The organism is Halobacillus sp. SY10 (genome assembly GCF_045401165.1).
GTDB classification, from domain to species: domain Bacteria; phylum Bacillota; class Bacilli; order Bacillales; family Halobacillaceae; genus Halobacillus; species Halobacillus aidingensis.
Genome location: NZ_CP174345.1, coordinates 1,875,305 through 1,898,280, shown reverse-complemented (window position 1 = coordinate 1,898,280; position 22,976 = coordinate 1,875,305). Strand labels below are relative to the sequence as shown.

Sequence of the window (22,976 nt, the reverse complement as noted above, 5' to 3'; positions counted from 1 at the left end):
GTCTTACCACCTTCTGTTTATATCATCGTCTTCTTGAGCAATCATTTCTGAAATAGACCCTGAAATTTCAACGTTATCAGGGGTACAAAGAAATGTTTGTGTTCCGAGCTTCTGAATATCTCCACCTATAGCATATACCGTTCCGCTTAAAAAATCTACAATCCGTTTTGCCTGATGGTGATCGACACGCTGTAGATTGATCACAACCGCCCGGCGATTTACCAGCTGATCAGCTATGTCTTGGGCTTCGTTATAGCTGCTCGGCTCACTCAATACCATTTTTGATGAGGATTTAGCACTTTTCAAACTGACTACATTGCCCGGCTCTTGTTTCTTCGTCGCTCGTTGACGCTGTGCAGCCTCTTCTTCGTAATCATCTTCCACTTCTTCCTCAATGTACTCGTATTCATCATCCAACGTGAAAAACGAACGAAATTTATTTTTCATGCTCATTTTCATCACCTCTGATTTTATTTATTCACCGACAAGACTGGAACCAAGACGGATATGTGTCGCTCCTTCTTCAATCGCCAGTGCAAAGTCGTTGCTCATCCCCATGGATAAATACTCACAAGGGGCATGACGATAACCTTTATCCCTGATACGATCTCTTAGTGCCCTCAATTGGCGGAATACGCCGCGCAATTTTTCTTCGTCATCCGTATGCGGGGCCATTGTCATCAGTCCGACCACTTTGACATTTTCGTAATGACTCAACACTTCTATAAAGGATTCAACCTCTGAAGCAGCTAACCCATGTTTGGATTCCTCTTCACTAATGTTGACCTGAATAAAACATGGGACCGGACAGCTGGCCCTTTTGTTTATTTCTTTAGCGAGGGACTTCCGGTCAAGGGAGTGGATCATGGAGACTTGTCCAATTACATCCTTTACTTTTCTCGACTGCAGGGTCCCAATAAAATGCCAGGTTGCCTGATCACCGATTTCCTCGTATTTTTCCAGAAGGCCTTCTTTCCGGTTTTCCCCAAGATGTTTGATCCCTGCCTCGAGCGCTTCTTGTGCACGTTCAGTAGTGACGTATTTGGTCACAGCTATGAGGGTGATTTCATTTTTAGGTCGTCCACTATTTTTACAAGCTTGTTCAATTTGTTGATTAATTTTTGCTAAGTTACCTTCAACCGACATGTTAGAACTCCTTCCCGCTCATCAAGTTCGAAGCGTGATAAACCCAAGCATACGCCCCGTGCTTCCCTGATCGCGCCGGTGGGAATAAAACGTTTTTTCTTCCTCGTATGTACAAAAATCAGTCATTTGAATATGGTCTTCCTTCAAGCCTTCTTCAATCATCATTCTGCGGTGAAGGACTTTCAGGTCTAATTGATATTTCCCTTTTCCTTTACTCATCACACATTCTTTTTTGTAGTTTTCAGGAATGAAGCTGATGACATGGTCATCCACCTCATAATGTTTCATACCAATGGACGGTCCGATGACGGAATGTATGTCTTCAAGCTTACACCCTTTTTCTTGAAGTGCTCGAATCATCTTCCCTGCCATTCCATTTACTGTTCCCTTCCACCCAGCATGAGCAATTCCTACCCACCCTGATTCAGGATCAGAAAAATATAACGGTACGCAATCAGCAAAAAAAGCCCCAAGTACCAGTTTTTTCTCATTGGTAATCAATCCATCAACGTTTGAGACGGCCGTTTGTAAGGAAGTAGTACCAGCTCCGGCATTCCTCTGATCTACAGAAGCGACCTCGTTGCCATGAACCTGCTCACCGATCACCCATCTGGAAAGTGGAATGCCGATCTCCTCGGCAATCGCTCGTCTATTTTTCAACACATCATCCTTTTTATCGGATACATGGAGCCCCATGTTCAGCGAATCGAAAGGGGCTTCACTATGTCCGCCCTGACGTGTTGTCAATCCTGCAGTCACATTCTGGTGGGAATGAAAACAAGTCATCTGTCTAATGGAATGTGATTGGAAAGGTTCCATTTGAACACCACCTCAATTTCACTCCATTTTAACACATTTTTCATCCAATTTCTTCTCTTATTCGTCTGATTCTGTCTTTTGAACCGTAGAAATGCTTTTATAGCCATTTTTTTTCACTAAAATGACATCAGCCCCGATGTTAACGATTTGGTCCCACGGAATCGTCATCTCTTCTTCTTTTCCGAAAAGTCCCATCGCCTTCCCTTTCATAGTGAGGACGAGTCCCTTGAGACGGCCTCTTTGTGTATCGATATCAAGGTCGCTTATATATCCCAGTCTTTCTCCTGTTTCCATCGCAATAACGTCTTTCATTTGCAGTTCCGTGATTTTCATTTTCTCCTCACTCTCCTTACTCCCACTATATGCATAGAATCAACAAATTAGAAAACAGAGAAAAGGATTCCACCCATTTACTCAAAACCGTCCTATAAAAGGATATGGCAGGGTTGTAGAAGACTCGATTTCGAGATTTTTTGGGGTTCGTTGCTGAGTTGCGCGTCAGGGGTGGCTGGGAAGCAACTCGCTTTCCTGTGGGGGAGCGCCGAGCTTCCTCGGACTGCGTCCTGCGGGATCTCGCCTATCTCCTTCTCCCACGGGAGTCTCGCAGCTTCCCAACCACCCCATTCCATGAGACTGAAAAACGAACCCCTTTGCCTAGGATGGGGGTTTTCCACTATCCATGCCGGAGTGTTACCAAGCGCTCTGTAGCAGCTTTCAATGTTGGGAATCCATTCTTTATCATCTGCATGCTAATCATAGTAAATTTCCTTTGTGGAAGTGGTTTCGAGATACTTATATGGCAAAGGGGCGGAGGGAAATGGCGAGACTCCTGCGGGAAAAAAGTGCTTGGTGAGACCCCGCAGAGCGAAGCTCGAGGAGGCTCACCGCGCTCCCGCGGAAAGCGAGCTATTCCCCGCAGCCCCATCCACTCAACAAAAGTCTCGAAACTGAATCTTCAAGAATAGGGAGCGTTTGTGGAAGAAGAGGAAGTTAGGGCATCAAAAAAAGCTTCTGCATGAGCAGAAGCTAAGGGTTCATTGGAACATAGATGAATTCATTTCTTTGATGGCCGCTTTTTCTAGACGCGACACTTGGGCTTGCGAGATTCCGATTTCTTCAGCCACTTCCATTTGCGTTTTTCCTTGAAAGAAGCGCTTCGTCAAAATCATTTTCTCACGGTCGTTCAGTTTCTTCATTCCTTCTCTGAGCGATAGTTCATCGAGCCACACCGAATCTTTTTCCCGGTCATCTTTCAATTGGTCAACAACGAAAATGGGATCACCGCCGTCGTTGTAGATCGGTTCGAAAAGGGATACGGGATCCTGGATGGCATCCATCGCAAAGACTACATCTTCGTGCGGGACTCCCATTCTTTCAGCAATTTCATGAGGAGCCGGATCTTTACTCGTCTCACTGATCATTTTCTCACGCATCTGCAAAGCTTTGTAAGCTGTGTCGCGCAAGGATCTGGAAACACGAATCGGGTTGTTGTCTCTTAAGTACCTGCGAATTTCACCAATAATCATGGGTACTGCGTAAGTAGAAAATTTCACATTGTGGCTTAAATCAAAATTATCAATGGATTTCATGAGACCGATGCATCCAACTTGGAACAAATCGTCTCCATACTCTCCGCGATTGTTAAAACGCTGAATAACGGATAAGACTAGGCGGAGGTTGCCATTTACCAGCTTTTCTCTTGCCTCCAGCTCTCCACTTTGCAAGCGTTCAAACAGGTCTCTCATTTCTGCATTTTTCAGTACCGGAAGTTTTGATGTATCTACGCCGCATATCTCTACTTTATGTCGTGTCAATGTAAGACCCTCCCAGGAAGCTGTAATCAGTTCTCAGTATCTCCCTGGGTGGGAAAATTATGCATCAACGGGTCGTCGTCTGTTAGACCATTTTGTCGAATTCACGTTGCAGCCGGCGGATAATCTTCTTCTCAAGCCTTGATATATATGACTGTGAGATGCCCATCATGTCTGCCACATCTTTTTGCGTTTTTTCTTTTTTTCCAATCAATCCGAAACGGAGTTCCATGATTTGTTTCTCACGGTCATTCAACTGTTCAAGCGCTGATTTAAGTAACTTCTTGTCGATTTTCTTTTCGATGCCCTTCGTAATTAAATCCTCGTCTGTTCCTAAAATATCAGATAATAAAAGTTCATTTCCATCCCAATCCACATTCAATGGCTCATCAAAGGATACTTCCGTTTTCAACTTATTGCTTTTTCTAAGATGCATAAGAATTTCATTTTCTATACAGCGGGAAGCGTAGGTCGCGAGTTTGATTTTCTTTTCCGGATCAAACGTGTTTACCGCCTTGATGAGTCCGATGGTTCCAATACTAATTAAATCTTCTATGTTCAACCCCGTGTTTTCAAACTTCCTGGCGATATAAACGACAAGTCTTAAATTCCGCTCGATGAGCATCGCACGTGCCGCCTTATCCCCTTTTGGAAGAAGTTCAAGCAATTCTCTCTCTTCTTCTCTAGATAATGGTGGTGGCAGAGCTTCACTTCCACCAATATAATAAATCTCATCTTGTTTGATTCCGAGCTTCATAAGTAAGCGATAATACCATAGCCGCGCTTTAAAGAACCATTTGAACATGGAATCCCCCTCCTGAAATCACGCTGATTTGCCTTTGACCATTAAGTGCGGATGGATGAGCATTTGATATAATCGATCGTGTGTCAAATCCTGTTGCTGCACTCCTAATAGAGGTGCTTTCATTTCCAAGTTTCCTGACTCTGTTTTAACCGTAATCTTATCCACCAGTAACGTCACAAGCAACTGTCCTGTAACCCCTGCCGCCTGATAGGGGACAAGCCGAACAGAGGATTGAATATCATCCGGTAAGTCCGCTAAAGCGGTTACGACATGATCCACTTCCAGCTGCTGGAGCTGTTCCTTTGAGAAAAATTGTTCCCATAAAAAAGAATCGGCGAGAAATACCATTTTCCGACTGACCGGATCCACGAGCTGGTTTCCGCTGTCCACTAAACCTTTGCAATGGGCGGACCTGCCATTCCACTCCACCGTCACATCATAAATATCCTCAAGCTTCATCTTATGGACGCTGACTTGATTCAAGCGCCATTTTGTAAAAACAAAGGAACAAGGAAAACCAATGACTACAAACAACCAACTGACCGGGTCTCCATAACCACCACTGAATGTTACGATTGAACCCCCTTGTAAGCTGATCTCTGTCGCAAGAAAATAATGAACCCCCATCATGCTTCCACCGATGGCGAAGGTAATAAAATAAAAACTGATCCACTGGACAAAAAATGCGCGGAGAGAGGTGTAGGAAAAGGCCACCCAGATGATGAACATCGAAAAAAAGACCTTCCCGAAGCTTCCAACCAGCCAGGAATCCGGCATATAAATAGTAATTGGGACAATCGTAGAGGCGACAAACGCCCCGGCGATCATTCTCGTTTTCGATGATTTCGCTCTCGTAATCCCCTGCGTAAGCGATAAGATCATGCCATCCATCAAAAGGTTGAGCAACCAGACAGCATCAAGATAAATGATCCTCTCTCCCCCCTCCTCTTTATCTGCTGTACTGAAAGTATAAGCCCGTCCGGATAAAAAGTCTGTCACAATCTGAACTACTCGCTAGCAAGTTTTGTAGAAGGATGGAAAGAACTCCTTATTCAACAAACGCTCCCGATTGTGGAAGACTCGATTTCGAGAGAACCGGGGTTCGTTTGCCGGAATGGGAGTCAGGGGTTGTTGGGAAGCCACTCGCTTTCCTGTGGGGGAGCGCCGAGCTTCCTCAGGCTATCGCCTTGCGGGATCTCGCCTATCTCCTTCTCCCACGGGAGTCTCGCAGCTTCCCAACAACCCCATTCAATGCATGTGAGAAACGAACCCCTAAACCAAGATGGGACGTCTCCTCCCCCTAACTCTAAAGCAGGTATAAAGTGCTCTATATTAGGCTTTCACGCTCGAGATGACCACTGGGGAGAGGTTTATATGATCCACTTCACTTGAGCATACCAGCAGCGTTTCCGAGAAGTGGTTTCGAGACACTCCCATGGTAAAGAGGCGGAGGGGAATGGCGAGACCCCTACCTTAAGTGTGCAGGCGCCTTGGTCAGCGGCGTATGGACTGGACTGAGCTGGCGGAGATAAAGGAAACACGAAGAACGGAGTGATTCGATGTTGACTTATCGTACAGAAGCGAGGGAAGTCTCACTAGCCGCTTGGCGCCGGAACCGGATATCGAGGAGGAAGAGAGTGCTAGGTGAGACCCCGCAGGACGGAGTCCGAGGAGGCTCAACGCGCTCCCGCGGAAAGCGAGTCATTCCCCGTAGCCCCAATCCACTCAACAAAAGTCTCGAAATCAAGCCTTCTACAATCCTGCCATTTTCTTGAATAATTATGTAGGATGAAATGATAAAAAGAGGAAAGAAAAACCCGCCACAATGGAATGTGTGGCGGGTTTGGGTGGTTATTTTATCGACGACGGTTGCGGTTACGCAGGAACGTCGGGATATCAAGCGTGTCTTCTTCTTGATTCGGCTTGTTCTGTGGTTGTGGCGGAGCTTGACGACGAGGTGGTTGTTCCTCTCGTACGTTACGCTCTGGCTGTTGTTGTTCTACTTGCTTTTGCTGGTTCACAGGGTTCACGGTTGGACGCTTTTTCTGTTGACCTTGAGCAATTTGTGCTTCATCGAAACCTGTAGCAATAACGGTAACAACGATTTCATCTTTCAGGTTTTCGTTGATCACAGAACCGAAGATGACGTTTACTTCCTGATCTGCTGCAGAAGTTACGATATCAGCAGCTTCCTGAACTTCATATAGGCTCAAGTTGGCACCGCCGCTGATGTTCATCAGGACGCCGTGTGCACCGTCGATGGAAGTTTCGAGTAATGGAGAGGAGATCGCCTTCTTGGCTGCTTCAGCCGCACGATTTTCTCCTGTCGCAATACCGATTCCCATAAGAGCGGATCCTTTGTCGACCATGATTGTTTTCACGTCGGCAAAGTCCACGTTGATCAATCCTGGTACGGCAATCAAATCGGAAATACCTTGTACACCTTGACGAAGGACGTTATCCGCTTCACGGAACGCTTCAAGCATCGGCGTATTCTTATCGACGATCTCAAGCAAACGGTCATTTGGGATGACAATCAGTGTATCAACCGCGCCTTTAAGGCTTTCTGTACCACCGCTCGCTTGTGTAGAACGCTTACGTCCTTCAAATGTGAATGGTCGAGTGACAACACCTACAGTAAGAGCGCCCAGCTCTTTGGCCACTTGGGCGATGACGGGAGCGGCCCCTGTACCTGTTCCGCCTCCCATTCCTGCAGTAACGAAGACCATGTCTGCACCTTGAAGGGCTTCTTCGATTTGTTCTTTACTTTCTTCTGCGGCTTTACGACCGACTTCCGGATTCGCACCTGCACCAAGTCCACGAGTCAGTTTTCCACCGATTTGCATTTTTACTTCTGCTTTTGAAAGGTTAAGCGCTTGTGCATCCGTATTGACGGCGATGAATTCAACGCCTTGGACACCATGCTCAATCATACGGTTAACGGCGTTACTTCCGCCGCCACCTACTCCGATTACTTTAATCGTTGCTAGTTGGTCCATGCTTGTATCAAAATCTAACATCTTACGTTCCTCCTAATACACGAGATTACAAGATTTATTGGTTCGTCCGTCCCTTGACCGACTCAAACTTGTTCATTAATCAAAGAAATACTTCAAGAGATTACTGAAACCTGATTCTTTTTTCTTCTCTGGTTTCTCTGTTTCTTCTTTCGGTTGTTGCTTGGTCGCACGTTTTTGCTTTTTAGGTTGAGGCTTTTCCTGAAATTCTTCAGTTACAGATGGAAAGATCTCTTTGCCTTGTATTTTCGCATTACGATAGGCGAATTGCAAGATTCCTACCCCACTCGTAAACTGCGGTTCTCTTACTCCGATGTAATCCGGAATCGCGAGTCTTACGTTTGCGTGGAAAACATCCTGCGCTAACTCAAGAACACCAGGCATGTTCATCGTACCTCCGGTCAGTACAAAGCCTCCCGGAAGTTCGCGCACACCCATGCGTTGGATCTCCTGGGCAGCAAAGACAAAAATTTCTTCTAGTCTAGCTTCAATCATATCAGAGATTTGCAATTGATTGAATGCCTGTTGACGATTACTTCCAATAATCGTGACAGAAAAATTTTCCTCTTCATTCGCATCATCAAAAAATGCATGACCGTGTTCCATTTTCACCTGCTCTGCTTCTTCTGTAGAAGTCCTCAGGCCGATCGACAAATCTTTCGTTAAGTTGTCACCACCAAAAGGAATCATGCTCGTTCCTTTCAAATGTCCTTCTTCAAATACCGAGATCGTCGTAGAGCCACCTCCGACATCGATAAGCGCTACGCCTAGATTCGTTTCATCACCGGATAACGAGACAGTTCCAGAAGCTAGCGGCTGCAAACAAACATCCAATACTTCCAAACCTGCTCGTTCTACACACTTCAAAGTATTATGTAAAACGGTTTTGGCACAGGTAATAATCATACCTTCCATCTCAAGACGTACGCCGATCATTCCTCGTGGGTCTGTGATTTCATCCTGACCATCTACGATAAACTGACGAGGAATCACATCGATAATCTCTCTTTCCGGCGGTACAGATACCACTTGAGCTGCATCGATTACTCGAGTAATGTCTTCGTTTCCAATTTCCCTACTTTCACTGGAAACGGCGACAACACCGTGGCATGGCTGCAATTGAATATGATTTCCATTCACACCCACAACGACACGATCGATTTTCATATCCACCATGCGTTCGGCCTGTTCGACCGCCGAGCGGATCGAATGGACCGTTTGATCGATATCTACGATCGCGCCTTTCTTCATGCCGTTCGATTTAGCTGTTCCCACCCCAATAATATTGAGGTTATCATTCATAATTTCTCCTATAATCACTTTGATTCGACTTGTGCCTATATCTAAACTTACTAAAATTTCATTTTGATTCACCAGTGACGCACCTCCTGTAGCAAGCCATATAAGTAGTTCAAAGCATATCGAATTCACGCTTAAAATACAATCTTTGAAATACAAACGTAAATGAAATGATATATTCCATGGGGTATATCCTTGGAATATGAAAGAAAAAACTCGCTCCTATGTTGTTTTCCACAGGGTTTCGTGAATTTCCTCTTAAATACGTTTATTTTTTTCTGAATTTTGTTAGCAATTTTTGGTCGATGACAATTCTTCTGACGATAGCAAGGTTCCTGAACAACCGTACACCGAAGGCAAAGACTGCTGCAAGATAAAGATCCACGCCTAATTGAACACCGAGGAAGGCAAGTAATGCAGCGAGTGTAATGTTAAAAAAGAAACCGGTCAGAAAAACAGTGTCATCGAACGTTTTTTCTAACTGTGCCCTGATCCCACCAAGAAGCGTGTCAAAAGCGGCAAGCACAGCAATGGATAAATAATCGGAATAGGCATCCGGGATACGGATATCCGTCAAAATGCCGAGGGTCACACCGATGATCAGAAATAAAAGGGGTAACCACAAATTAACCACCAGCTTCTTCTAAAATTTCTAAATGGAGGGGATCATCGTACTTGGGAAGCACCAATTGTTCTTTCACTTCAAAAACAATCTCCATATTGTCGATATTGAATATATCTTGTGTGGGGCTTGCTTTCATGCGATCCTGCAATTTTTCAGGATCTTCAGCCAGCACCTTAATGGTCAGCGGAAGCGAACCGATCGGCCGATTATTCACATAGGTCGATCCATTTACATCCCTCACTGGGGAAAGATTTGTCAATCGTTCATTCCCTATGCTGATATTTTCAGCACCATATGTGTTCAGTTCATTTAAAAGTCGACTGAGTAGGTGAGGGGAAACGCTGGGATATTCCTGCCCGGCAACACCCTCTTCAAAAATAGGACGGATGGTCAGTTCCACGCCTGCCCCCTTTTTTTTCTGAAGGCCTATCTTTTTCTCCAAGGACTCAATGGAATCTTTCAATGTCTCCACTTGTTCGCGTGACGTCTGCTTTTCATAATTTTCAATGGTCTGATCAGCCCCAGCAATTTTCTCTAAGAGGTCCTGTTGGTGTTCCTGCTGGGTCTTCAGATCTTCTCGCACTTCCCATACATCTCTTGTATCTCGCATCTCTGTTTCATGGGACGTAGTTTGAAACTGTACAGCCACCATAAATCCAATCAATAGAAAAACGGTGGATAGCAGCCACTGTGTTCTTCGCTTCATGTTGATCACCCTTCGGCGGATAGCCTTGCCTTCATTTCCAATTGATTTACTTTCGATAATTGCACATCAACATTTTCGTTGAGGAGCTGATCGACGACACCTCTGGTCAGGTTAAGGCTTGAATGAAGAACCTCCGGGTCCCCGATTGCAGAAATGACGAACGGAGCCGGGTGTTGAACGCCGTCCACAGTAATGACCGGTCCTGTACATGCAATATAACTATCTCTCATAAACCTTTGTCCATTGATGGCAATGGCCTTTGCTCCAGCGCTGAGAAGTTCGTTGATCACACTGTGAATATGACTTTCATGAACAATATACTGATTCACCTGATCTTCATCTGGTATATATTCCGCATCGCTTAGAACGACTTCCACTCCTTGGCCTTTAATCGGAACCTCACCATTCAGCATCTGAAGCTTCTTTTTACGTTCGACGAAGTCGGCTACCACCTGTTCACGATCCGCCATCTCATTCTCGAAGTCTTGAATCGTATGCCGTTTGTCTTTTAACTCCTCACGCAGCTGCTTGTTCTTTTTTTCCATTTCCAGCAGCTGTTGTTGATAAAAGTATTCTTTTTCCCATTGCGAATCGTTCAGTTGAACCATCTGTGGTGAACTCTTTGTCAGTTGATAGCTGTAACTAACAAGAAAACCGGAGATAAGAAGGACAAGAGATAAGATGATCGGTTTTCCTTTAAGCCTCTTCATCCGTATTCTCCTCTTCCTCACCTGCTCCTGAGTCACCTTGCGCCTCTTCTTCTTCCCCCGATTCAGGATATTCCTCGAAATAGGCCCCTACATCGATATGTATGATCCCTTCAGCTCCTTCATCAAGCTGTGCAACGATGGAAGGATAAGCCGGCATTTTTTCGGCAAAACTGCGGATCGAGGCCTGCACTTGATACCCATCATTCATGTAAAGAAGAATTTGATATGGATTCCCGTCACGTGGGTCCCAATGGATTTCCGAAATGAGACTGCTTACACTTGAAGGCAGTTCTTTCAACTCTTGAGAGATTTCTTTCAGGTACGTTTCCTTATTGAACCCGACAAGGATTGGAGCATCTCCTCCAGGGAGAGCCGTTTGTCCATCCAAGCGAGATCCATCTTCAAGAATGGCATGAAAGGCACCATCCTGTTTGACGTAACCGATTCGTTCCGCTTCCTTCACTTCAATCTGGACATTGTTCGGGAAGGAACGGTCGATGGAAGCAAAGGTGATTTCTTGATGCGACTCGATCTGCTGTTTCATCTCTTCTTCATCGACTCTCCAATAATTCGTGGATGTTGTGACTCCGGCAAGCTCGATAATTTCTTCCTCAGATACGTGGTACTCACCTTCCACAACTATATGACGAACATTACTGAGTGGCGACTGAAGATAAATGACCGTCGCAATCAGCAAAAATAGAATAGTCAAATACAGAATCAGGCGACGATTGGCTTTTTTCCGCCTCGTCTGTTTCAGTTTTGGTATGCGATCTTCTATGGAAACCACTTTTCTCTCTTCCATAACGGGCATTTCTCCTTATTGCTAGACACCCTTTACGCTGTTTGTCCTAGCTGTTTGAAAGAATGATGTTCCTCTAAAAGATGCCGAGCTTACTCTACATCTATACGTCTCCCATTATATCACAAAAATAGAGTGAAATATTGATAGAGTTTTACTAGTTTCCTATCAATTTTATTACAGGAAAACCCGCATTTCGATGGGGCTCAAGTGATTTCGCTAAATTCGTTTACCCATTCTCCATCTAAGCTAAACTTCCAATAAGAAATTCTTCTTTATTTCCACCTTCAACACTCGCTCCCGATTGTGGAAGACTCGATTTCGAGATGTTTCGTGGTTCGTTTGCCTTTTTTTTGAGCGTCAGGGGTGGTTGGGAAGCTACTCGCTTTTCTGCGGGGATGACGGAAAGCCTCCTGCGGGAAAAGAGTACTAGGTGAGACCTCACAGGACGGAGTCCGAAGAGGCTCAAGAAATAGAGGAAGTTCGATTAAGTTCGGCACGTCCTGTGCCAACATCGAACGACCCACTTCGTTTGGGGCCCCGCGGAAAGCGAGTCATCCCCCGCAGCCCCAATTCATCAAACAAAAGTCTCGAAAACAAGTCTTTCACAATCCCGCCATATTGTTAAACAAATATATTACAAAATAAAAAAGACCATGGGAGTCCATGATCTTTTTATTTTGTAGAGAAGCGACTGACACTGAGGAGTAACCCCAGGGATGCGAGCGTTAATGTGAGGGATGACCCTCCATAGCTGACAAGCGGAAGGGTAATTCCTGTGACAGGAATTAACCCAGTGACTACACTGATATTGATCATGACTTGAATGCTGATCATTCCTACAATGCCAAGGGCAAGTAATGAGCCGAAAAGGTCCGGGGCGAGAAGACTTGCTCGGATACCTCGCCATAAAAGTACAAAGAAAAGACCAAGGACGAGAAGACCACCAAGGAATCCTAGTTCTTCAGCAAGTACCGCAAAAATGAAGTCCGTCTGAGGTTCAGGCAGGTAGAAAAACTTTTGCATGCTGTTTCCTAACCCTAATCCCATTAATCCTCCCGGACCGATCGCGTATAAAGACTGGATGATCTGGAACCCTGCCCCTAAAGGGTCTTCCCATGGATGCAGGAACGCGGTAATCCTTTTTATACGATAAGGGGCAGAAGCAATCAATCCGACCATTCCCGCTGCCCCCGCTCCGGCAATCCACATAAAGTGGCTGATGCGTGCGCCTGCTGTAAACAACATGACAAGGCATGTCCCTACCATGACGACGCCTGTCCCCAGGTCGGGTTGAAGCATAATGAGTGCGAACGGGAACAAAATCAATGCTAGAGCTGGCAGGAAGCCTTGCTGGAAAGAGTTCATGAGTTTTTGGCGTTCAGATAAAAAGCGCGCAAGGAATAGGATCAAACCAAGTTTCATGAATTCTGATGGCTGGATGCTGAACATCCCCACCCCAATCCAGCTTCGTGCACCTCCGCGGACCATACCCACTCCGGGTATGAGTACGAGCACGAGAAATACCAGACAAATGATCATAATCATCTTTGAATGTCCATGCCATACATAGTACGGGATTCTGGATAACACAACCATGGCAATCAGACCGGCGGTTGCAAAAAGAATCTGCCTTTTTGCGTAAAACCACGGATCATCAAACTTATATTCGGACCAGATGCTCGATGAACTGTAAACCATCACGACCCCGATGATCAAAATTCCGAGTATGGCGGCAATCAACCATAAATCCGGCTTTTTTTCTTCCATAAAAAAAGCCCTACCTCCCATCTAAGTGGAAAACAGGGCTTAAGCTTGTCGCACAAAGCCCTTATTAGAGCTTATGCACAGCTTGGATAAACATGTGACCTCTTTCTTCAAAAGTACGATACTGGTCCCAGCTCGCACAAGCAGGTGAGAGCAGGATGACATCGTCCTCGGCAGAGTGTTGGTATGCCTGATCGACGGCTTCCTGCATCGTTTCTACTTTAGTGACTTTCTCAATGCCAGCTTCCCGACCCGTTTCGCTTAATTGATCAGCCGTTTCTCCAAACACGACCATGGCTTTGACGCCTTTCATGTGTGGAATCAGTGATTCGAAGCTCGCCCCCCGGTCAAGTCCACCCGCGAGCAGGATAACTGGATTCTCAAATGATTTCAGCGCATAAGAGGTCGCTAAAATATTCGTCGCTTTTGAATCATTGTAGAATAAACGTCCGTTCTTTTTCGTCACGAATTGCAGGCGGTGTTCAACTCCTGCAAAGGTTGTCAATACATCAACAATCGCCTTGTTGCGTATTCCATTGACTTTTACCGCTGCTACGGCAGCCAGAATGTTCTGCAGGTTTTGTTCCCCCACTAAAACGATCTCCTGTTTTTTCATGATTCGTTCGTCTTCAAAGTAAATGAACGTATCATCAGCCCAGGCGCCTTCCCCTTCTTTACTAATGGAAAAAGGCACGCGTTTCGCTTTCACATCAGGCAAAAACCTGGCGATACTTTCATCATCCGCATTGTAGACCAACGTATCATCAGCTGTCTGATTTGCTGTTATTTTCGCCTTCGCCTGATGATAATTTTCTAACGTATGATGATAATCAAGGTGTGCTTCATAAAGGTTGAGCCACACCGCAATCTCAGGGTGGAATTTTTCCGTCCCAAGCAATTGGAAGGATGAAAGTTCGGTTACCATCGTTTCATCTGCATCCGTGCTTCTCGCCACCTCACAAGAGACATGACCGATATTTCCTGCAAGCGAAACCTTTTGCTTATCGGCTTGAATCATTTCATGGATCAACGTCGTCGTTGTCGTTTTCCCGTTCGAGCCTGTCACAGCTACTAGGGGACCTTCATGGAGAAAGCTCGCCAATTCCACTTCAGTAACGATCGGAATATTCCGTTCCTCCGCTTCCGCGATGACGGGGTTTTCATAAGGGATACCTGGATTCTTAACAAGGTAATCCACGTCATCCAATACAGACAGCGGGTGTCCTCCAGTGATGACCTCTGCACCTTTTTCTATCAACTGACGTACGGCAGGTTCATTTTGATCAGCCTTCAAATCATTAATTCGTACATGGATGCCGCTGTCTAAGAATAACTCAGCAGCTGCTGTACCACTTTTCGCAAGTCCTAGTACGAGAACTTGTTTGTATGGAAAGTTCTTTAATTTTTTCATCCGAACATCACCTCAATATAAATACCAATCACAGCGAAGACAAGTCCTACAGCCCAGAATGTCGTTACGACACGCCACTCAGACCAGCCCTTCAATTCATAATGGTGATGAAGCGGACTCATTTTAAAGACACGTTTACCTGTTGTTTTAAAAGAGATGACCTGAATGATCACAGACAGGGTCTCAAGGACAAACACACCGCCGATGATGACAAGAATGAGTTCAAGTTTCGTTAAGATGGCGATGATAGCGATCGCTCCACCTAATGCAAGCGATCCTGTATCTCCCATGAAGACTTTCGCCGGGTGAGCGTTGAACACGAGGAAGCCAAGCAACGCTCCGACAATAGCTAGAGAGAAAATGGTAATTTCAACATTCATCTGACCTGTCCACGCCAGAATAGCGAATGCGCCAAAAGCGATAGCTGCCGTTCCTGCGAGCAGTCCATCAAGGCCATCCGTCAGGTTCACAGCATTCGAAGCACCAACGAGCATAAACAGGATCAGCAAAGCATATCCCCAGCCAAGGTCTACTTCAAAGGTTGTGCCGGGAATACTGATATACGTTGGGAAATCCGAATTTCTAAGAATGAAATAAACAACGAGCGCAATAACGATCTGCCCGAGCATTTTTTGTTTCGACGTAAGGCCCAAGTTTCTTTTCATCGCCACTTTAATATAATCATCCAGGAACCCAAGCAGCCCATACCCGACTAACACAAATAACACGAGGAACAATTGTGTGTTCCCAGTGTCCGGGGTGAACCAAAAGGATGCAAGGATGGTGGTGATGACCACAGCTACAATGATCATCACCCCTCCCATCGTGGGAGTTCCGGATTTTTTCTGGTGGGATTCAGGGCCCTCATCCCTAATAGCCTGACCGAACTTCAACCTTCTCAAAAAAGGGATGATCATCGGCGAGATCACAACAGTGATTGCGAATGAAATAGCCATAGTGATTAGTAGTATGTATTCGTTCATGTGTAGTTCTCCTCCTTTTCCATCATCATCGCCTATCGATCAATCCACGAGATTTTCAAGTAATTCTTCTAGTTTCATTCCTCTGGAAGCTTTGATGAGTACGACAGTGTCCGCTGTCAGATTTTTGCGGACGTGATGACTTAACGTTTGTTTTTCTGTAAAATGATGCGTTTCAATGGAAGGGTATTGTTTGTCTACGGCATCCGATATGGCCTTGGAATATTCGCCGATCGTATAAACCGCATGAATCTTCTCATCAATGGCATCGGCTACGCTTTTGTGAAGCTTTTCTGATTGTTCCCCTAACTCGAACATATCACCTAATATTAACACTTTCCTGCTTTTGGATGTCAATTGACTGACAACTTCAATGATGGCTTTCATGGAAGTCGGGGAAGCATTGTAGGCATCATTAATGATTAAGGAACCTTTATGCCCTTCATGTTTTTCAAAACGCATGGCAGACATTTGCAATTGCTGAAACCCTTGCTGGATCTCTTGTGGAGATAACCCTAAACGTTCTGCAAGAGCAATAACGTATGTAGCATTTTTCACATTGTGTTTCCCAGCCATAGGCAATTCAAAAGACTGCTCACCGACTTTAAACGTACTGCTCTCATCTGTCAATTGAAGAATCTCGGCCTGATAGTCAAGCTCGTCACCAAAACCACAAGTAACCGTCCAGTTTTTAGAGTTTTGTTCTTGCAGTAGAGGCTCATCTCCATCGAGAATTAAGGCCCCTTTTTCAGAAAGGCCTTCTGTAATTTCGAGTTTCGCCCCGGCGATCCCTTCTCTAGAACCGAGATTCTCGATATGGGATTCACCGATATTCGTTATGATGGCATAACTTGGTTCGGCAAGCTTTGATAAAACAGAAATTTCCCCTGCACGATCCATCCCCATTTCCAGAACGACCGCTTCTGTTTCTGGATCCATGGCGAGGACAGTGAGAGGGAGGCCGATATGATTATTAAAATTACCAGCGGTCTTATGTGTTTTGTACTTGACTTGAAGGACGGATGCAGCCAGATCTTTCGTTGTCGTTTTTCCATTTGATCCGGTCACGCCGACAACAACAGGATCCACCTTTTTCAAATAATAGGACGCCAATTGTTGGAGAGCCTTCGTCGTGTCTTCCACAAAAAAGACAGGGAAGTCTGTAGGTGTCAGCTTCGGTAAAGGCTGATCTTCCTGCCACAGCGTAGCGACCGCTCCCTGTTTAATCGCATCTCCTAGAAAATCGTGCGCATCGAAATTCTCTCCCACGATCGGGACGAACAAGCTTTGTTTGGCTGTTTTCCGGCTATCTGTCATCACAGATCCAAGCTGAATCTGATCCGATGCTGCTCCTTGTTTTTTCGGAAAAAGTTGTGTGAGTTCATTGACTTCTAAAATCATTATGGATGCTCCTTCATTTCTCTTAATATCGTACGGGCCACCTCGCAATCATCGAAATGATGACGGATGCCTTTGATTTCCTGGTACGTTTCATGGCCTTTTCCCGCAATCAGGACGATATCTCCTGTTTTCGCGTGTTCAAGCGCATAGGTGATGGCTTCTTTTCGATCCTCGATCCGTTTATAGCGCCCTTTTACATGGGCGGTCATATCTCTGAAAATCTGTTTAGGGTCTTCCGTACGAGGGTTATCATTGGTGAAAATGACCCGGTCCGCATAGTCGACACTGACTTTCGCCATCTCAGGACGTTTACTGCGATCACGGTCCCCTCCGCAGCCGACGACAACGGTGATCGTCCCTTTGCATAGATCCCGGAGCGTCTGCAACACGTTCTTCAGCGAATCCGGAGTATGGGCGTAGTCAACAACGACACCGAAGCCCTGACCTTCTCTCACAGGTTCAAATCTCCCTTTTACTCCTTTGGTCTGTTGAAAGGATCGCTGAATCGTCTCTAGAGGGACGCCTGATAAAATAGCGGCACTCGCTGCAGCCAGCATATTATAAATACTGAACAGCCCCATCAATGGACTCTGAATGGAAACTGTACCGATGGGGGTGGTCATAATAAAGGCGGTACCCGTTTCTGTCATCGTGTACTCCTCTGCTTTTACATCCGCCTGTTCGTAAATGCCATAAGTCAGCAGACCTTGAGAGGTCGAACGAATGAATTTTTTTGCCAGCGGGGAGTCGTTATTGATGACTGCGAATTTCTCACGTTCCTTATTATACCCATTCCCTAATTGCGCGAACAATAGGGACTTTGCACGAAGATAATCATCAAAATTTTCATGATAATCCAAATGATCCTGGGTCAAATTGGTAAACACGGCGATATCAAAATCACAGCCGTACACCCTTCCTTGATCGAGGGCGTGGGAAGATACCTCCATGATTGCATGATCGACGTTCGCTACATGCATTTTATGAAAGTAGCGCTGCAAGGTAAGAGCGTCTGGTGTTGTGTTTTTTACCGGGAACTTCTCTCCAGCAATATTGACCTGGATCGTTCCGATGATTCCGGTCTTTTTTTTATGCTGCTGAAAGATTTCCTCCAGTAAATAGGTAATGGTCGTTTTGCCATTTGTGCCGGTCACTCCGATCACGTGGAGGGACTCTGATGGGCAGTCGTAAAAAGCAGCAGCCGCCATCGCAAGCGCTCGTGATGTATCATTCACGAGGACGACAGGGACAGGGACAGCCACCTCTTCTTCCGCAATGACAGCCACAGCCCCTCTTTCCACTGCGCCCTTCGCAAACCGGTGGCCATCGACATCCACACCGCGAAGGCAGACAAACACATCTCCAGGCTCCGTGGTTCTTGAATCCATGGAAAGCCCTTTGATGTGGAGATCTGCCACTGATTTCGTCACCTTATAAAAAGGAATGTACCGCAAGAGTTTCTTCATTTTCATATATGTGTCACCCTTACCTGCTCACAAGTTTTATTATACCAAACGTAGGTTTAATTCCCTAGATACACACGAATGGTTGAACCACTTGGCACTTTGACACCGGCTTCAGGCGCCTGTGTAATCACTTTAGATCCGCTTCCACTGACTTCCACTTCCAGGTTCAAAAGCATTTGACTTAATTCTTTTTTCTCCATCCCTGTAACATCCGGAATTTCTACTAACGGCTCATCCGGCCAGGAGTATTCTTTTTCCAACCCGTCTTTCCTAGGTTCTACTCCTAAGGCGCGTAAACTGTCCCCCATGATGTTCCCGACGATTGGCGCAGCCACCACACCACCGAACTGGACGGTATTCTTCGGGTTGTCGATGGCAAGATAAACGACAAGTTCAGGGTCATCCGCTGGAGCAAAACCGATGAAGGATACGATGTGGTTATTTTCCATGTATGTGCCGTCCGGGCCGACTTTTTGAGCAGTTCCGGTTTTCCCGCCGACACGATACCCTTCCACATACGCGCCTCTCCCTGTCCCTTTGGCGACGACACTTTCGAGAGCACGGCGGATTTCTGCCGATGTTTCTTCAGAGATGATTCTCTCTTTCAACTTTGGTTCATTTTTTTCTAACGTTTCTCCAGTGGTTGGATCGAGCCACGCTTCCTGGATATACGGCTCATAATAATACCCTCCGTTCACCGCTGCCGCGACAGCCATAACCTGCTGGATTGGTGTGACCGACACCCCCTGACCAAACGCCGTTGTCGCTTGTTCTACAGGTCCGACATTCTCCGGCTTGAACAGAATCCCTTTACCTTCTCCTTCAAGGTCGATACCGGTCTTTTCACCAAAACCGAACCGATCAATATATTCAAAAAGTTTCTCTGTACCAAGTCGCTGTCCAAGGGTGACAAACCCAGGGTTACAGGAGTTTTGGACAACTTCCAGGTAAGTTTGATCCCCATGCCCGCCTCGTTTCCAACAACGAAGAGTCGCTCCATCTACTTTAATCGATCCGGGGTCATGGAAGTGTTCATCATCAAGGTCAACAAGGTCTTCTTCCAAAGCGGCGGCAAGGGTGATAATTTTAAAAGTGGAACCAGGCTCGTACGTACTCCAGACAGGTAAATTCCGGTTATAGACTTCCGGTTTCACTTCCTGATAATTGGCCGGGTCGAAATTAGGACGAGTCGCCATTCCTACAACTTTCCCTGTATCAGGATCCACCGCTAACGCCACCGCTCCATCCGGGTTGTATTTGGCCTGAGCGATATCAAGCTCGCGTTCCATGATCGATTGAACTTTGTAGTCAATCGTCAATTGCAGGTCTTTTCCATCTTCGGGGGGTTTATAAATATCCGCCATATCCGGCATCCTTTTCCCTTTGGCATCGGAGAAAAAAGACAATGCCCCTTTTTCGCCCTTCAATTCTTCGTCATAATACGCTTCTAAACCGAGCAAACCCTGATTATCTATGCCACTGAATCCAAGCACATGCGAAAGAAAAGAGCCGTGAGGATAGTATCGCTTCGAGTCTTCGGCTATGTACACGCCGGGCATCTGTAAAGACTGGATCGCCTCTGCCTGCTCCTCACTGATCTTACGTCCTTCTGGGTGGATTCTTTCGATAGAGGTCACTTTTGTCACGTGAGAATAAGCTTTCTCTACACTCATGTTCAAAATCTGTGCAAGGTTTTGTGCCGTCTGTTCCGCATCTTTGATTTGTCTCGGTACGACCATGACCGTCGGAGCGGATTGATTACCGACGAGCACTTCACCATTTGAATCCAGAATCTTCCCCCGCTCCGGTTCGAAAGTAATATCCCTGCTCCAGGATTCCTCCGCCTTTGAAATGAGGAAGTCACTTAAGAAGAACTGGACATACCCGAGCCTCCCTGCGATGACAAAAAAAATAACCATTCCAACAAGAAAGACAGCGACTAATCGTTTCTTTACGACCACTTGTGATACTCGTCTCATCTTAATAACTCCTTTTTGAAGTCAATAGAGTCAGCTTGTATCACTATATGCAATCTAGAAACGATTAGAACACTGCCTGGAATGGTGTCACTCCTCTCTCGGAGGAGCTAATTCTACGACTAAATAGCCGCCTTCTTTAATGCTGGATCCTTCAGGGATGCTCTGTTTTTCAACAAAGCCGTTCCCCATCGTCTCGATATTCAGGTTGAAATGTTTCACAAGTCTGTGTACGTCCCGCGCTGAATACCCGGTCAAGTCAGGCATGGTCGGTTTGTCTGTAATGACCATAATCCTTTGATTGTCAACGACTTCTGTTCCAGGTTGTGGAAGAACGGCGGTCACCTCACCACCGTTTCCAATGACTTCTACATTCGAGAACGTTTGTTTCAGCTCATCTTTTGCCGTAGAAGTACCTTTTCCTATGACATCTGGAATGGTCAACGGTGAAACCGATTCGTCCACTTCTTTATCCGGTTGGATATCCATGTAATGGAGACTGTTTTCAAGCACGGTCCTCGTAATGTAAGAAACCGGTTCAGACCCTAGTTCCGTAACTTCCAGATCCGGCTGCTGCACAGCGACGTACATGAGAAGTTCAGGATCTTCTTTCGGAGCCATCCCCATGAAGGAGAAAACGTAGTTGTTCCGACCGGTCAAGTAACTTCCATTCTCAACCATCTGCGCGGTGCCTGTTTTACCTGCGAGCGTGTAATCATCCAATTTGAACGATTGCGCGGTTCCTTGTTCAGACGTGACGACTGTACCCATAAGGTCACGCATTTTCTTCGCTGTACTCTCTGAGATCGGCTGTCCAATCTCTTCCGGTTTGTTTTCTTTCACCACTTCACCAGTTTCACTCGAAGTAATCTTAGACAACATATAAGGGCGCATCATCTTGCCCTCATTGGCGACTGAAGTGGCTGCCGTCATCAATTGGATAGCCGTGAATGTGGAACCTTGTCCAAACGAAGTCGTCGCCTGTTCCACTTCTCTATCATATGCAAAACGACCATTTTTTTCATTCGGAAGGTCAATGCCTGTCTTTTCATCAAAATTGAAGTCCGTCAAATATTTTCGTAGTTTCGTAGGTCCAAGAACCTCAAGGGTAAGCTTGGAAGAGGCGACATTAGAGGAGCGTTGAAATCCTTCATCATAAGAAATCATCCCCCAGCCCTCGGAATTGTTATGATCCCCTATGGTTTTGCCAGGTACTTTATACGTACCGGACTTGAACATATCACTCCCGTTATATACCCCTTCTTCCATCGCAGCCGCCCAAGTGAATATTTTCATCGTTGAGCCGGGTTCGAAGGTGTAGGAAACAAGATCGTTATACCAGTTATCAACCTCACCAATATCATTCGGGTTATAACTCGGACGGTTACTCATCGCTAAAATCTCACCGGTATCAGGGTCCATGACCGCTGCCATGATCTTTTCCGGATTATACTGTTCATCCACCTGTGATAGTGCATCTTCCAAAAAAGTCTGGATTTTCTGGTCGATGGTCAAATGGACATCGTTTCCGTTTTCAGGTTCTGTCATCACTTCGTTTGGATCTAACAGTTTCGTTCCGTACTTGTCCCGTTCATAACTGATTTTACCTTTTTCTTCTTGAAGATGTTCTTCCATCTGTTTTTCAATGCCTGTAACTCCGTTGATGTTTCCATCTTGGCTGCGGGCAAACCCGATGACATGAGAAGCGAATTTCCCATTCGGGTAATAGCGTTTCGACTCTTGTTTGAATTGGATCCCGTTCAACTCAAGATCTTCAATTTCTTCTTTCGTCTCCTGGGAAATGGAACGTCCACTGGAACCGAATTCGACTTGGAAGCGTTCATTCTCCAGGCCTTCTTCAATTGTTTTTCTAATTTCACTTGCTTCCATATCAAGCAGTGGAGCAAGTTTATCTGCTGTTTCACCCGGGTCTGTAACGTGTCTTGGCGGATCAAGGTTAGCCGAATACTCCGGGTCTACGATGGCATAAATTCGATATGTGGGACGATCATAGGCAAGCACCATGCCGTTTTTGTCATAGATTTTACCTCTGTCTGCATCAATTTCATAAGAGCTGGTACGGATATCTTCCGCCCATTTCTGTAAATCGACACCTTCCACCGTCTCTGCTGTCTCGATATAAATGAAACGCCCCGCAATGATGAAAAATACAATCGCAAAGACGATCATCAAAAATGCGGAGCTTTTATTATTGTTGCGTTTTTTCATGAGGTA

20 protein-coding genes are annotated in these 22,976 nt (G+C 45.7%); all 20 read right to left on the bottom strand.

Annotation, left to right across the window (positions count from 1 at the left end; translation table 11 throughout):
• Nucleotides 1-3: 3 nt before the first annotated feature.
• The 20 genes from ACJA3J_RS09730 to ACJA3J_RS09635 all read right to left on the bottom strand — a co-directional run bounded on the left by ACJA3J_RS09730 (nt 4) and on the right by ACJA3J_RS09635 (nt 22,970).
• Complete coding sequence (locus tag ACJA3J_RS09730; protein WP_115825118.1) at nt 4-453, bottom strand: cell division protein SepF; 450 nt, start codon at nt 451-453, stop codon at nt 4-6.
• A gap of 21 nt (nt 454-474) precedes the next feature.
• On the bottom strand, nt 475-1,146 hold the full coding sequence (locus ACJA3J_RS09725; RefSeq protein ID WP_089652826.1) for a YggS family pyridoxal phosphate-dependent enzyme: 672 nt from the start codon (nt 1,144-1,146) through the stop codon (nt 475-477).
• A 21-nt stretch (nt 1,147-1,167) separates the two neighbouring features.
• Nucleotides 1,168-1,965, bottom strand: a complete 798-nt coding sequence (pgeF, locus tag ACJA3J_RS09720) for a peptidoglycan editing factor PgeF (RefSeq protein ID WP_089652825.1) — start codon at nt 1,963-1,965, stop codon at nt 1,168-1,170.
• A 57-nt stretch (nt 1,966-2,022) separates the two neighbouring features.
• Entirely contained in the window at nt 2,023-2,298 is a 276-nt protein-coding gene (locus ACJA3J_RS09715) for a YlmC/YmxH family sporulation protein (RefSeq protein WP_089652824.1), read from the bottom strand.
• A gap of 701 nt (nt 2,299-2,999) precedes the next feature.
• Nucleotides 3,000-3,779 (bottom strand): RNA polymerase sporulation sigma factor SigG, encoded by a 780-nt coding sequence (gene sigG / locus ACJA3J_RS09710; RefSeq protein WP_089652822.1) that lies wholly within the window; start codon nt 3,777-3,779, stop codon nt 3,000-3,002.
• A gap of 82 nt (nt 3,780-3,861) precedes the next feature.
• Complete coding sequence (sigE, locus tag ACJA3J_RS09705) at nt 3,862-4,581, bottom strand: RNA polymerase sporulation sigma factor SigE (protein WP_089652821.1); 720 nt, start codon at nt 4,579-4,581, stop codon at nt 3,862-3,864.
• Nucleotides 4,582-4,599: 18 nt separating this feature from the next.
• Nucleotides 4,600-5,580: a sigma-E processing peptidase SpoIIGA gene (gene spoIIGA, locus ACJA3J_RS09700; protein WP_406946150.1), complete on the bottom strand. Its 981-nt coding sequence runs from the start codon at nt 5,578-5,580 to the stop codon at nt 4,600-4,602.
• A gap of 857 nt (nt 5,581-6,437) precedes the next feature.
• Nucleotides 6,438-7,601, bottom strand: coding sequence for a cell division protein FtsZ (gene ftsZ / locus ACJA3J_RS09695; protein WP_089652820.1), 1,164 nt, complete (start codon nt 7,599-7,601; stop codon nt 6,438-6,440).
• A gap of 75 nt (nt 7,602-7,676) precedes the next feature.
• Entirely contained in the window at nt 7,677-8,972 is a 1,296-nt protein-coding gene (ftsA, locus tag ACJA3J_RS09690) for a cell division protein FtsA (RefSeq protein WP_089652819.1), read from the bottom strand.
• Nucleotides 8,973-9,165: 193 nt separating this feature from the next.
• Nucleotides 9,166-9,522, bottom strand: a complete 357-nt coding sequence (locus ACJA3J_RS09685) for a small basic family protein (protein ID WP_089652818.1) — start codon at nt 9,520-9,522, stop codon at nt 9,166-9,168.
• A gap of 1 nt (nt 9,523) precedes the next feature.
• Complete coding sequence (locus ACJA3J_RS09680; RefSeq protein ID WP_115894824.1) at nt 9,524-10,228, bottom strand: DUF881 domain-containing protein; 705 nt, start codon at nt 10,226-10,228, stop codon at nt 9,524-9,526.
• Between the two features lie 5 nt (nt 10,229-10,233).
• Entirely contained in the window at nt 10,234-10,938 is a 705-nt protein-coding gene (locus ACJA3J_RS09675; RefSeq protein WP_115894823.1) for a DUF881 domain-containing protein, read from the bottom strand.
• Entirely contained in the window at nt 10,925-11,743 is an 819-nt protein-coding gene (locus ACJA3J_RS09670) for a cell division protein FtsQ/DivIB (RefSeq protein WP_089652815.1), read from the bottom strand. The genes ACJA3J_RS09675 and ACJA3J_RS09670 overlap by 14 nt, the downstream gene beginning before the upstream one ends.
• A gap of 672 nt (nt 11,744-12,415) precedes the next feature.
• Nucleotides 12,416-13,510: a stage V sporulation protein E gene (gene spoVE / locus ACJA3J_RS09665; protein ID WP_089652813.1), complete on the bottom strand. Its 1,095-nt coding sequence runs from the start codon at nt 13,508-13,510 to the stop codon at nt 12,416-12,418.
• A gap of 64 nt (nt 13,511-13,574) precedes the next feature.
• Nucleotides 13,575-14,918, bottom strand: a complete 1,344-nt coding sequence (gene murD, locus ACJA3J_RS09660; RefSeq protein ID WP_406946149.1) for a UDP-N-acetylmuramoyl-L-alanine--D-glutamate ligase — start codon at nt 14,916-14,918, stop codon at nt 13,575-13,577.
• On the bottom strand, nt 14,915-15,901 hold the full coding sequence (gene mraY / locus ACJA3J_RS09655; RefSeq protein WP_089652811.1) for a phospho-N-acetylmuramoyl-pentapeptide-transferase: 987 nt from the start codon (nt 15,899-15,901) through the stop codon (nt 14,915-14,917). The genes murD and mraY overlap by 4 nt, the downstream gene beginning before the upstream one ends.
• Nucleotides 15,902-15,940: 39 nt before the next feature.
• Complete coding sequence (gene murF / locus ACJA3J_RS09650) at nt 15,941-17,299, bottom strand: UDP-N-acetylmuramoyl-tripeptide--D-alanyl-D-alanine ligase (protein WP_406946148.1); 1,359 nt, start codon at nt 17,297-17,299, stop codon at nt 15,941-15,943.
• Nucleotides 17,299-18,771 carry a UDP-N-acetylmuramoyl-L-alanyl-D-glutamate--2,6-diaminopimelate ligase gene (locus ACJA3J_RS09645; protein WP_406946147.1) on the bottom strand — a complete coding sequence of 491 codons (1,473 nt, stop codon included), beginning with the start codon at nt 18,769-18,771 and terminating at the stop codon, nt 17,299-17,301. The genes murF and ACJA3J_RS09645 overlap by 1 nt, the downstream gene beginning before the upstream one ends.
• 50 nt (nt 18,772-18,821) lie before the next feature.
• Nucleotides 18,822-20,744 (bottom strand): stage V sporulation protein D, encoded by a 1,923-nt coding sequence (locus ACJA3J_RS09640; RefSeq protein WP_089652808.1) that lies wholly within the window; start codon nt 20,742-20,744, stop codon nt 18,822-18,824.
• An 87-nt stretch (nt 20,745-20,831) separates the two neighbouring features.
• Nucleotides 20,832-22,970, bottom strand: coding sequence for a penicillin-binding protein (locus ACJA3J_RS09635; RefSeq protein WP_089652807.1), 2,139 nt, complete (start codon nt 22,968-22,970; stop codon nt 20,832-20,834).
• Nucleotides 22,971-22,976 lie beyond the last annotated feature (6 nt).